The organism is Rhodovulum sp. (assembly GCF_011048875.1).
Classification (GTDB): Bacteria; Pseudomonadota; Alphaproteobacteria; order Rhodobacterales; family Rhodobacteraceae; genus Rhodovulum; species Rhodovulum tesquicola.
Genome location: NZ_DSDD01000336.1, coordinates 1 through 11,741 on the forward strand (window position 1 = coordinate 1; position 11,741 = coordinate 11,741).

Annotated in this window: 13 protein-coding genes and 1 tRNA gene; 4 read left to right on the forward strand and 10 right to left on the reverse strand. The window is 67.9% G+C overall.

Annotation, left to right across the window (positions count from 1 at the left end; translation table 11 throughout):
* Together ENN83_RS11745 and ENN83_RS11750 are read right to left on the reverse strand one after the other, a co-directional pair.
* On the reverse strand, positions 1–417 hold a 417-nt coding region (locus tag ENN83_RS11745; RefSeq protein WP_287187251.1), incomplete at its 3' end, for a HisA/HisF-related TIM barrel protein.
* Positions 418–498: 81 nt separating this feature from the next.
* Positions 499–801: a DUF6476 family protein gene (locus ENN83_RS11750; RefSeq protein WP_287187253.1), complete on the reverse strand. Its 303-nt coding sequence runs from the start codon at positions 799–801 to the stop codon at positions 499–501.
* Between ENN83_RS11750 and ENN83_RS11755 the strand changes: the two genes are divergently transcribed.
* From ENN83_RS11755 to ENN83_RS11765, 3 genes are all read left to right on the forward strand, one after another.
* On the forward strand, positions 800–1,840 hold the full coding sequence (locus tag ENN83_RS11755; RefSeq protein ID WP_287187255.1) for an RluA family pseudouridine synthase: 1,041 nt from the start codon (positions 800–802) through the stop codon (positions 1,838–1,840). The genes ENN83_RS11750 and ENN83_RS11755 overlap by 2 nt on opposite strands.
* 177 nt (positions 1,841–2,017) lie before the next feature.
* Positions 2,018–2,917 carry an RNA polymerase sigma factor RpoH gene (gene rpoH, locus ENN83_RS11760; RefSeq protein ID WP_253088377.1) on the forward strand — a complete coding sequence of 300 codons (900 nt, stop codon included), beginning with the start codon at positions 2,018–2,020 and terminating at the stop codon, positions 2,915–2,917.
* Between the two features lie 109 nt (positions 2,918–3,026).
* Positions 3,027–4,061, forward strand: coding sequence for an ankyrin repeat domain-containing protein (locus ENN83_RS11765; RefSeq protein WP_287187271.1), 1,035 nt, complete (start codon positions 3,027–3,029; stop codon positions 4,059–4,061).
* A 6-nt stretch (positions 4,062–4,067) separates the two neighbouring features.
* On the opposite strand, the gene ENN83_RS11770 is transcribed toward ENN83_RS11765, so the two are convergent.
* The 7 genes from ENN83_RS11770 to ENN83_RS11800 are packed head-to-tail and all read right to left on the reverse strand — an operon-like array spanning position 4,068 to position 10,510.
* On the reverse strand, positions 4,068–4,997 hold the full coding sequence (locus tag ENN83_RS11770; protein WP_287187258.1) for an AEC family transporter: 930 nt from the start codon (positions 4,995–4,997) through the stop codon (positions 4,068–4,070).
* Positions 4,997–5,797, reverse strand: a complete 801-nt coding sequence (locus ENN83_RS11775) for an MBL fold metallo-hydrolase (RefSeq protein WP_287187260.1) — start codon at positions 5,795–5,797, stop codon at positions 4,997–4,999. Before ENN83_RS11775 ends, ENN83_RS11770 begins: the two co-directional genes overlap by 1 nt.
* Positions 5,794–6,603, reverse strand: coding sequence for a TatD family hydrolase (locus ENN83_RS11780; protein WP_287187262.1), 810 nt, complete (start codon positions 6,601–6,603; stop codon positions 5,794–5,796). Before ENN83_RS11780 ends, ENN83_RS11775 begins: the two co-directional genes overlap by 4 nt.
* A gap of 6 nt (positions 6,604–6,609) precedes the next feature.
* A complete protein-coding gene (locus tag ENN83_RS11785) occupies positions 6,610–7,743 on the reverse strand; it encodes a DNA polymerase III subunit delta' (protein ID WP_287187264.1) in 1,134 nt (377 codons plus the stop codon).
* Complete coding sequence (tmk, locus tag ENN83_RS11790) at positions 7,740–8,366, reverse strand: dTMP kinase (RefSeq protein WP_287187266.1); 627 nt, start codon at positions 8,364–8,366, stop codon at positions 7,740–7,742. The genes ENN83_RS11785 and tmk overlap by 4 nt, the downstream gene beginning before the upstream one ends.
* A 1-nt stretch (position 8,367) precedes the next feature.
* On the reverse strand, positions 8,368–9,540 hold the full coding sequence (locus tag ENN83_RS11795) for a D-alanyl-D-alanine carboxypeptidase family protein (protein WP_414707657.1): 1,173 nt from the start codon (positions 9,538–9,540) through the stop codon (positions 8,368–8,370).
* Positions 9,541–9,553: 13 nt separating this feature from the next.
* Complete coding sequence (locus ENN83_RS11800; RefSeq protein WP_287187267.1) at positions 9,554–10,510, reverse strand: SPOR domain-containing protein; 957 nt, start codon at positions 10,508–10,510, stop codon at positions 9,554–9,556.
* 328 nt (positions 10,511–10,838) lie between these two features.
* On the opposite strand from ENN83_RS11800, the gene ENN83_RS11805 reads away from it, so the two are divergent.
* Positions 10,839–10,926, forward strand: a tRNA-Ser gene (locus tag ENN83_RS11805).
* 321 nt (positions 10,927–11,247) lie between these two features.
* Here ENN83_RS11805 and ENN83_RS11810 read toward each other — a convergent pair.
* Positions 11,248–11,741: metal-dependent hydrolase (locus ENN83_RS11810; protein WP_287187269.1), on the reverse strand; the 494-nt coding region annotated here is incomplete at its 5' end.

The following is an 11,741-nucleotide window of genomic DNA, read 5'->3' on the forward strand; positions in this document are numbered from 1 at the left end:
GCCCCTGGTTGCCACCTTGCCCTTGCGCGCGTCGATGCCCACCGCCACGCGACCCGGAAAGGCACGCGCAGCCTCGTGCACCAGCGCCGGGTTCTCCACCGCCACGGTGCCGAGGATCACCCGTGCGATGCCACGCGACAGCCAGCCCTCGATCGTGGCCATGTCGCGGATACCGCCGCCAAGCTGTGCGGGCAGGTTGACCGCCGCAAGGATCGCCTCGACCGCCGCGCCGTTCACGGGCTGTCCCGCGAAGGCGCCGTTCAGATCGACAAGATGCAGCCATTCGCAGCCCGCCTTCTGGAAGGCCAGGGCCTGCGCCGCAGGGTCGTCGCCGAAGACCGTGGCCTTGTCCATCTCGCCGCGCAGCAGGCGCACGCATTGACCGTCCTTCAGGTCGATGGCGGGGTAGAGGATCACGGGCAGGCTCCGGCGGTTGTTTCGGCTGGCACGCCGGTTATGCCCGAAAGCGGGTGGAATGCAACGCGTCCCGTGCGGCCGCTACCTCGCGATCCGGACGGTCTGGCGCAGCGCACCGGTTTCTGCGTCGAAGATCAGGATGCGGTCGTCCGCGGTGACAACCGCGACCCAGTCGCGCCCGCGGGTGAAGGCCGTGGCAGTCGCGCCATCGGGCAGGCGGACCTCCTCGGGCAACGGCAATGCGCCGCCCCCGGGCATCCGGATGACAAACAGGGCGACGATGACTAGAAAGCCTGCAATCATGGTGACCATCAGCACGGTGACCAGCACGCGCAGAAGTTTCAGGTTCGGGGGCAGGGCCTCCGGTTCCGGGGAATCGTTCATGTCCACGCCCATCTCCACGCCGCGGCTGCTGACGGTCGTCATCGGACCGAACCCGCCTGACCGCCTTGATAAGGCGCTGGCCCGCGATGTGCCAGAGGCCGAGGGGTTGACGCGCTCGCGACTGGCCAAGCTGATCGCGGCGGGTGGCGTGGCGCGCGGCGGGGCCGTGCTGAGCGAAGCGCGTGCGCGGGTGGCCGAGGGCGACGAGATCGAGATCGCCTTTGCCGAACCGACCGAGGTCGCGACCTCGGCCCAGGCGATTCCCCTGAATGTCGTCCATGAGGATGACGACCTGATCGTGATCGACAAGCCCGCGGGCATGGTCGTTCATCCCGCGCCGGGCTCGCCCTCGGGAACGCTGGTCAACGCGTTGCTGGCCCATTGCGGTGAAAGCCTGTCTGGGATCGGTGGCGAAAAGCGACCGGGCATCGTGCATCGCATCGACAAGGAAACGAGCGGCCTTTTGGTGATCGCGAAAACCGACAAGGCTCATGCCGCGCTTTCTGCGCAATTCGCCGCCCACAGCGTCGAACGGCATTACCGCGCGCTGGTCTTCGGGGTCCCGGATCAGGGCGATCCGCGCCTGCGGGGTATTGACGGCATCAGCTTCGAGCCGGGCGGGGTCATGCGGATCGCCACCCGGATCGGGCGCCACCCTTCGGACCGCCAGCGCCAGGCCGTTCTGAACTCGGGTGGCCGACATGCGGTCACGCGGGTCCGTGTGGTCGAGACATTTGGCGCGCCACCGGCGGCGGCCCTGGTCGAATGCTGGCTGGAGACCGGCCGCACCCACCAGATCCGCGTGCATCTGGCCCATGCCGGCCATGGGCTGATCGGCGACCCGGTCTATGGCGGGCGGCGGCGGCTGTCCGAGCGCGCGGTGGGCGCGGCGGCCACGGCTGCGGCGGCCGCCTTCCCGCGCCAGGCGCTGCATGCCGCGACGCTGGGCTTCGTTCACCCGGGAACCGGCGAGATGATGCGTTTCGCCTCGCCCCCGCCGGAGGACATGCAGACCCTCGCCGCGGCGCTGCGTGTTTGAAACAAACTCGCAAACCTGCGTGATCCGCTGACATCTTTACCCGAAATTTACCGGTTCCCGCCCGAATCCGGTCCAATCTGCGCGAAAGGTATCAGGGCAAGTGAATCGGGTTAACTTGAACCGTCCGGTTCAGTTCCTAGATTCAAGGGAAAGCACGAGGGAGCAACAGGGATAGACATGAGCACATATGCCAACCTTCCCGCCCCGTCTCCGGAGCAGGGGCTGAACCGCTATCTTCAGGAAATCCGCAAGTTTCCGCTGCTGGAGCCCGAAGAGGAATACATGCTGGCCAAGCGATGGGTCGACCATCAGGATTCCGAGGCGGCGCATCGGATGGTCACCTCGCATCTTCGGCTGGCAGCCAAGATCGCGATGGGCTATCGCGGCTACGGTCTGCCCCAGGCCGAGGTGATCTCCGAGGCCAATGTGGGCCTGATGCAGGCGGTCAAGCGGTTCGACCCCGAAAAGGGCTTTCGCCTCGCGACCTATGCGATGTGGTGGATCCGTGCTGCGATCCAGGAATATATCCTGCGGTCGTGGTCCCTGGTGAAGTTGGGCACGACGAGCGCCCAGAAGAAGCTGTTCTTCAACCTGCGCAAGGCCAAGGCCCGGATTGGCGCGCTGGAAGAGGGCGATCTGCGCCCCGAGAACGTCGCGCGCATCGCCCATGACCTGAACGTGACCGAGGACGAGGTCATTGCCATGAACCGGCGCCTCTCCGGGGGCGATGCCTCGCTGAACGCGATGGTGGGCGGCGCCGAAGGCGACAGCTCGACCGAATGGCAGGACTGGCTCGAGGACGAGGATGCAGACCAGGCCGGGGCCTATGCAGAGCGGGACGAAATGGAAAGTCGCCGCGCGCTTCTGGTGGAGGCGATGGCCGTGCTCAACGACCGCGAGAAGGACATCCTGTTGCAGCGTCGGTTGCAGGACCAGCCGGTCACGCTAGAGGAATTGTCCAGCGTCTACGATGTAAGCCGCGAGCGTATCCGCCAGATCGAGGTGCGTGCCTTCGAGAAACTGCAGAAGCGCATGCAGGATCTCGCCCGCGAAAAAGGCATGCTGACACCGGCCTGATCGAGCAAATTGCCTAAAATTCGTCTCAGTTCTACGGAAAAACGGCCAGATTCGACAACTAGAGCGAGTGTCAGTGGGGCGCTTTTGCTTGGGTTGTTTGGTGACTGGTATGCGTATGGAACTGGCCGAGCTTTTGTCGGCACTGGGAGAAACGGCCCGCAAGGGGGCGTTTGACGAATTCGAAATCCATGCGGAGAAGGCCGAGGCGATGGTCGCTGCCCTGCCGCCGGAGATGGCGGGTGATGCCGCAGCATTCCGCCGCCAGATCGCCGCCTTGCGCGGTGAACTGGTCCACGGCGCGGAGTTTCAGGCCGAGAATGACCGCCTGAGCGCGGCGCTCTCCGCCGCCGAGGCGCAGGGCGACACGGTTCTCGCCCGCAGCCTGTCCGAGTCGCTTTACCGGCGCGGCAGGGCCATCATGGCGACGCTGCGTTTCCGCGAAGAAGCGGTCAGCCCGGAAGGTGAGCCAACGCGCATTCTCTTCGCGGCGATTGCGTCGGGGGATGTTGATCGGTTGCGGGACTGCCTTGCAGGGGCCGATCTCGACGCACGCCACGGGGCGCTGGAGGAAACCGCGCTCTTTCACGCCTTGTCGGTCGAGGGCCGGTCGGTCGCGGTCGTGGAATTCCTGCTCGACCAGGGGGCCGATCCCGATGCGGGCATGAGCGATGGCTACCGGCCGCTGCATGCGGTGGCGGCGTATCCCTGGGGCTGGGAAACCGCAGAAACCAAGGCGGTGCTGGCCGATCTCCTGGTGAAGGCGGGCGGCGATATCGAGGCGCGAACCGAAAGCTGGGGCTGGACACCGCTGCACCGGGCCGTTCTCGAAGGCTCGGCCGACGATCTCGAGGCGCTGCTGCGAGCTGGCGCCGATCCCAACGCGCCGTTCGATGAGCGGTCCCAGCCCTGGTTCACCCCCGGTCGGCTGCCTTTGCAGATCGCGGGGCATGACACGGCCAAGGTGCGGGTCTTGCTCGAATATGGCGCCGATCCTTCCAGGACGGATGCGCAGGGCGAGAATGCGGCCGCCTATCTGCGCGCGCTGATCGCCGAACACCTGGCCCGCCGTGCCGAGGAAGACGTGCATCGCGAGGGGCTGGAGCGCTCGCTGGCGCTGGTCCGGGACTGGCCTGTCCGGTCCTGAAACCGGTCAGGGCAGAACGGCCAGCCATAACCACGCCGTCAGGATCGAGGCGGCCGTTCCGATCAGCACCGAGGACGCCGCCACCCGCCGGGCCGCGCCATACATGTTGGCGAAGATATAGGCGTTGACGCCCGGGGCCATCGCGGCGGTCACGACGGCCGAGCGGAACTGCCTGGTCTCCAGCTCAAGCTGCGTGCCCAGCGCCCAGACCACGGCGGGGTGGATCACCAGCGAGATCGCACAGGCAAAGGCGATCACGCGCAGATCGCCCTCGGGCCGGTAGCGGTAAAGAACGCCCCCCAGCCCGAACAGCGCCGCCGGAAGCGCGGCGCGGATCATCAGATCCAGCGCGTCCGTCAGCACGCCGGGCAGCGGCAGTCCGGTCAGGTTCACCGCCAGCCCCAGCGCGATGCCGATCACCAGCGCGTTGCGGAACATCGCCTTGAGGATCGCGCCCGAGGTGCCCAGCACACCCGTCCCGCGATTGCGCACGATCTCCATCGCGGTCAGGCCCAACCCGTAGCAAAAGGGCGAATGCATTGCGATGATCGCATAGTTCGGTGCCAGCGCCTCCGTGCCATAGGCCCGTTCGGTGATCGGCAGGCCCAGCAGAAGCGAGTTGGAAAACAGCCCGACAAAGCCGATGGCGACGCTGTCTTCCCAACCGCGGCGAAACAGGAACCGCGCGCCGAAGAGCCCCAGGAAGAACCCGGTGGTGGCCCCGGCATAGAAGCTGGTCAGAAGCCGCCAGTCGAATTCCTGCCCCGGATCCAGCGTCGAGATCGCGCGGAACAGAAGGCAGGGAATGGCGAAGTTCTGGGTGAACTTCATCAGCCCGTCGACGCCCGCATCGGAAAACAGCCCGCGCCAGACCGCGACATAGCCGAAGCCCAGCACCAGAAAGACCGGCAGGATGACGTCCAGAAGTGCCTGCATCAGGCGGGCAGGCTTAGCACCATCCCGTCATGGGCGGGGCTGACATGGGCCGGCGTCTCGGCCGCGACGGTCGCGTAGTCGAGGTCGATATGCATGTTGGTCAGCACCGCGCGTGCGGGCGCCAGCCGCGCGATCCAGTCCAGCGTGCGCTCGAGATGGAAATGCGTGGGATGCGGCGTGCGTCGCAGCGCGTCGATCACGAGGATGTCCAGCCCCTGAAGCAGCGGCAGGCTTTCTTCGTAGATCTCGGACACATCGGGCAAATAGGCCAGCCCCCCGATGCGAAAGCCAAGCGCGTCGATGGCACCATGGTTCACCCGGAACGGCACCAGCGTCACCCGCCCGCCCGGCCCGTCGACATGCACCGGCCCGTCGATCATATGCATGGTCAGGATCGGCGGATAGGGCGAGCCCTCGGGCTGGGTGAAGGCATAGCCGAAGCGGGAATAGAGCGCGTCCTGCGTCGCGCCATCGGCCCAGACCGCAAGCCGCTGGCGGGTGTTGAACACGATCTGGCGCAAATCGTCGATGCCATGGACATGATCGGCATGGAAATGGGTGTAAACCACCGCGTCCAGCGTGCCGATCCCGGCGTGAAGCAATTGCTCGCGCAGGTCGGGCGAGGTGTCGATCAGCACGCGGGTCGTGCCCTCGGCCTCTTCGCGCTCGACCAGCATCGAGCAGCGCAGCCGACGGTTTCTGGGGTTCGCGGGGTCACACTGCCCCCAATGCCCACCTATCCGCGGCACGCCACCCGACGAGCCGCAGCCGAGGATGGTGAACCTGAGCGCGCCGGTCACGCGGCCTCCTGCCAGCTTGCAGCCTTCCAGAACAGCCGGTCGAAATTGGCCTGCGTCCGGGCGGCGAAATCGGCGTAGTCGAGGCCGAAAAGCTCGGCGCCGACCCGGGCCGTATGGACGGTATAGGCCGGTTCGTTGCGCTTGCCGCGATGGGGCGGGGGGGCCAGATAGGGCGCGTCGGTTTCCAGAAGGATCCGGTCCAGCGGCGCGGCGGCGAAGATCTCGCGCAACTCCTGCGATCTGGGGAAGGCCGCGATGCCCGACATCGACAGGTAGAACCCCAGGTCCAGCGCGGCGCGCGCCAGCCCCGTGCCAGAGCTGAAGCAATGCATCACGCAGCCATAGGGGCGCGCGCGGTATTCCTCGGTCAGGATGCGCGCCATGTCCGTGTCGGCGTCGCGCGCGTGAACGATCAGCGGCAACCCGGTTTCCTGCGCCGCGGCGATATGGATGCGCAGGCTTTCCTGCTGCACCGCCGCGCTGTCGGCCGTGTAGTGATAATCAAGCCCCGTCTCGCCGATGCCGACGAATTTCGGATGCCGGGCCAGTGCGATCAATTCGTCCAGCGTGGCCATCGGTTCCTCGGCCGCGCTCATCGGATGGGTGCCGGCGGCATAGAAGACGGGGGCGTAGGCGTCGGCGATGCCGCGCACCTGCGGCTCGTTTCGCAGCCGGGTGCAGATCGTGACCATCCGCGTCACCCCGGCGGCTACCGCGCGGCTGACCACGAGATCAAGCTCGTGCCCGAAATCGGGAAAGTCCAGGTGGCAGTGGCTGTCGGTGATCTGGGGGGTCGCTTGGGTCATCTCGCCTCAGGCGGCCAGCCGGCCGGCGGTCTCATCCATTCTCAAAACCGTATCGAGGATGAGGGAGGCGGGGTCAAGGTTGACCGCCTTGCCGGTCCGGGCGCGGGCGGTCAGCGCCTGCGCGGCCTCGGCCCAGCCCCGCGCGGCGGTGGGGGTGGGCGCAAGCCGGGCCAGCATCGCCGCCTCGCCGGGTGCGGCCTCGGGGGGCGGGGTGCCGGTCGCGCCGGTGCGGGCCAGCCGGGCCAGCATCAACTCGATCAGCCGCAGCGTCAGGTCGAACCGCGCCTCGGCGGCACGGCCCGCGGCAGATTCGGCCAGACGGATCGCGCGGGGCCGGTCCAGCCGCGGATGATCCGCGAAGATCGCCACAAGTTCGGCGTAAAGTGCGAGTCCCTCAAGCCGGGCCAGCCGGATCGCCTCGCCGACCGATCCGCCCGACAACTCGGCCAAGGCTGCCGGATCACCCGGCACCTCCTGTCCGGCGGCGGCCAGCGCCTCGGCCATCGCGGCGGGGGAAAGGGGCAAAAGCCGCAGCTCGCGGCAGCGCGAGCGGATCGTGGGCAAGAGCCGGGCGGGCTGGTGGCTGACCAGAAGCAGCGTCGCGTTGGCGGGCGGTTCTTCGAGCAGCTTCAACAGCGCATTGGCGGCGCTGGCATTCATCTCGTCGGCCGCGTCCACGATCACCACGCGCCGCCCGCCCTCGGCCGCCGACATCCCGAAGAAGCCGCGCAACCGGCGCACCTCGTCCACGGTGATGACGGTCTTCAGCCGTTTCCTGTCGTCGTCCCATCCGCGGCGGATCAGCATCAGCCCCGGGTCTGACAGCGCTGAAATCCGGCGGGCGACCGGGTGATCGGGCGCGATGTCCAGCCGGTCGGGGGCTGGGGACGCGTCGCCGAACAGCCCGCCCCCCGTATCGCCCATGGGCTGGGCCAGCAGGAACCGCGCGATGGTCCAGGCCAGCGTCGCCTTGCCCACCCCGCGCGGCCCGGTCAGCAGCCAGCCATGATGCATCCGCCCGCCCGCGAAGGCGTCAAGGAACGCAGCCTCGGCCGCGCCTTGCCCGATCACGCGGGAGGCGTCGCGCGGATGGGGGGCGCCCTCGACGCGGTCGGGTTCGGGGATGGCTAGGTCGCTCATGCCAGCGCCGCTTGCGTCAGCGCCCCGATCTCGGCGGCGATGGCATCGGCCTCGCGCGCTGCGTCCACGATCCGGCAGCGGCCGGCGAATTCCTGCGCGAGGTCCAGAAAACCCGCCCGCATCCGCGCCTGCATCGCCTCGCCGAAATCCTCGAACCGTTCCTCGGTTCCGTTGCGCCCCCGGGCGCGCGCCAGCCCCGTCCCCGGGTCCATGTCCAGAACGAAGGTCAGGTCCGGTTCGCGCCCGATCATCAGCGCGTGCAGCTTGTCCACGACGCGGCGCAGATCGCCCCGCGTGATGCCCTGATAGACACGGGTGGAATCGGCGTAGCGGTCGCAGATCACCACCTTGCCCGCCGCCAGCGCCGGTTCGATGGTCTTTTCCAGATGGTCGCGCCGCGCGGCGGTGAACAGCAGGATCTCGGTCTCGGCCGACCAGCGGTCGGGATCGCCTTCCAGCACCAGCCGCCGGATCTCCTCGGCGCCGGGGCTGCCGCCCGGCTCGCGGGTCAGCACGACCTCGCGGCCGCGCGCGCGCAGATCCTCGGCAAGGCGCCGGGCCTGGGTGGACTTGCCCGAACCGTCTATGCCCTCGAAGGTGATGAACCGCGCGGCCCCGCCCATGTCAGAGGCCCGTGGCCTCCCGTCCCAGCCCGATCAGAACCTCGCTGGCGCTGCGCAGCCGCGGCACGAAACCGCCGCGCCCGACCGTGCGCTCTGCCACCAGCGGCACCCGCAGGGGATCCATCTCGGGCCGCGTTATGACCAGTTCGCCCAGTTCTTGCCCCGCCTCGATCGGGGCGAGGATTGGCGTGCGGTAATGCACCTCTGCCTCGAGCGCGCCCTGCGCCAGCGCGGGCAGGAGGATCGCGATATCGTCGGGGGCGACCAGTCCGACCTGCTCGATCTCGCCCATCCAGACCTTGGTTGCAGCCACGCGCTCGCCCTTGCGCAGAACTTCGCGCTGGACGAACTGGCGGAACGCCCAGTTCACGATCCGCTCGCCTTCCTCGGCCCGCTGTGCCTCGGTTTCGAGCCCGGTGATCACGAAGACCACCCGCCGACCGTCCTGAACCGCCGAGCCGACAAGACCATAGCCGGCCTCGCGCGTATGGCCGGTCTTCAGCCCATCGGCCCCGATCCCGAGTTTCAGAAGCGGATTGCGGTTGAACCGGTTCTGCGGCGCGCGACCGTCAAAGGGGTATTCCGCCTCGGCGAAATAGCCGTAATATTCGGGGAATTCCTCGATCAGCCGCTCGGCCACGATGCCCAGATCGCGCATGCTCATCCGCTGGTTCGGATGCGGCCAGCCGGTAGAGTTGGCGAAGGTCGAACCGGTCATGCCCAGCGCGCGGGCCCGTTCGGTCATCAGTCGGGCAAACGCCTCCTCGGTGCCAGCCAGCCCTTCGGCCACCACGACGCAGGCATCATTGCCCGACTGAACGATGATGCCGCGGATCAGTTCCTCGACCGTAGGCCTGTCGCGGTCGTTCAGGAACATGGTCGAGCCACCGATCGCCATGGCGCGGGACGACACCGAGAACTGCGTCTCGAGCGTCACGCGCCCGTCGCGCAATGCCTCGAACAGCATGTTCAGCGTCATCAGCTTCGCCATCGAGGCGGGCGGCATCGGCTCGTCGGCATTCTTGGACAGAAGCACGGTATCGGTGGCCGGATCGAAGACATAGGCCGCGGTCGCGCGGGTCTCGAAAGCCGCGCGGGCTGGCCCGGCCAGGGCAAGCGCGGCAATCGCCGCAAGCATGGTCAGGGTCTTGGCTCGCAGGAAGGTCTGTTCCATGGTCCGCAGCGCCTCACTTTGACACATAATAGGCATCGGTGTAGCCGAGCCCCTTGACCTTCTCAAGCAGCGTGGCCTGAGCCTCGCGGCTGACCGAAGGTCCGATGACGATACGCCAGAGGGTCTTGTCCCCCCGCCGCTGTTCCCGGATCGAGGGCACGATCCCGGCCCTGCCCAGCGTCTGGGCGGCGTCGCGCGCATTCTGCTCGACAGTGAAGATGCCGACCTGGATGAAGGGCCGCTCCAGCGTCGAGGCGCGCGGGGCGGCGGGCGCCGCCGCGGTCTGGGCTGCCTGGGCCTCGCCCGGAAGGGCGACCGTGCCAGGCGGCGGAGCGGCGATGTCGGCTTGTTTCATCACAGGCATGCGGGGGGACGCCGCGGGGGCGGCGACCGGGATGCCGGTTGCGGGCGGCGTTTCGGCCCGTGCCGGACGACGTGCGGGCGGCGTCGAACCGGCGGCGGCCGGGCCTGCGCTCGCGGCGGCGCCCGGTGCCGGGGTCGCGTCGCTTGCCGCCGGTTCCGCCGCCTTCGCGCGGCGCAACGCAACCACGCGCAGCTCGGTCGGCTTGCCGGCCAGAATCGCCAGGGCGGAGGCCGTGTCCGACGAGACCTGCAACTTGGGCCCCGGCATCTCGCGCTCGCGACGGAACAGCGCGCCCTGTACGGATTTTCCGTTCTCGGTGTTCCGGATGAGAACCCGCTGCGGACTGGGTACATCGGGATGGGCGACCCAGACACCGCCCAGCGAGGGACGACCGTCCCAAAGTCCTCTCTCGGTGGTAGAGAAGATGTCCGGCGCCTCGACATCGCCCTGGGCGATCGTGACATCGCCCCCGGTGTCGTTGGCGGTCACTTCGTTCGGAGCAGGTTCCTGAAGCGTCGCGAATGGCCCGCTTCCGTCCTGGCAGCCCACCAAGAGGGCCGCCATGCCCAGCGCAACGGCCAGCCGTCCGATCCGGTTTCCCGCCATCCCTTGCCCCCTCTTCGCGCGGGTGTCCCGCGTCGCATGTTTCTATGCCGGATCCAGCAACTCTGGTGACGCATCGGCACTCCTCGCGGTCCGGCCTGCCTGCCTTGCCTATGATAGCCGCAGCCCGGCACCAAGGAAAGGCTCGGACCCGGCACCGGGCGAGATTCAGCCCTTCAACTCTGCCGGAGCGGGATCGGACCGGTCATGCAGCACTGGACCCTGTCCATGGACTGTGCTTAGAACGGCAACCGGTCGTCCGGATGTCTGGCCCGGACGGCCCGGAATCGCCGTGCCCGGGTTGAAGGCTCCTGTCTTCTGAACCTGAGACGGAAGGGTGGCAGAGTGGTCGATTGCAGCGGTCTTGAAAACCGCCGATGTGCAAGCATCCGTGGGTTCGAATCCCACCCCTTCCGCCAATTATTGCAATAGGTGGGCGCCGATCCCTTCCGCCCCGGACACCCTCCTGAAGACGGGGGGTGCGGTCGTGTTGCGATCCGGTCGCGCCGCGCAACCTGCAGCAGCTGCGCAGACCGCCGACGCAAGCGCGCCGCACCCCCCCGGGACGGGCCGCACCAGGCCAGGCGGAGCGTCGACGCCGCCTTCTGGCCGCGGCCGACGATTCGCCCGTATCGCGGTCAGCGCTCCTCGCAGCTCCGGGCAGCCCCATGCCGACGTCGATCCGGGCTCACGCGGTCGCGGATCGGGTGGATCCTTGCAGGAAATGCAGGGCGGTCCCCTCAGACCTCGATCGGCACAAGCACGTCGGGCTCCACCACCTTGACGTCGGGCAGGCCCTGGCGCAGCGCCTCGGCATCCTGTTCGAGGATCGGGAAGGTGCGATAGTGGCAGGGGATCACCAGCTGGAAGTCGAAATAGGTGCGGGCGGCATAGGCGGCGCGTTTCATGTCCATGGTGAAATGCCCGCCCGCGCAGAGGATGCCGATATCGGGGGCGTGCAGGTCGTTGAACACCTCCATGTCGGCCATCACGTCGGTATCGCCCGAGACATAGATCGTGTGTCCCTCGCCCGCGATCATGAAGCCCGATTCGGTGCCGGTATAGACCGGCCCCTGCGGCCCCGAGACCGACGAGGAATGGGTGGCGTTGACCATGGTCACGCGGACCTCGCCCAGCGCCACGGTGCCGCCCTTGTTGAAGCCGATTGTGGCGATGCCCTCCTTTTCCTCCCACCAGCTCATCAGGTCGTAGACGCCGACGCAGGGGATCGACA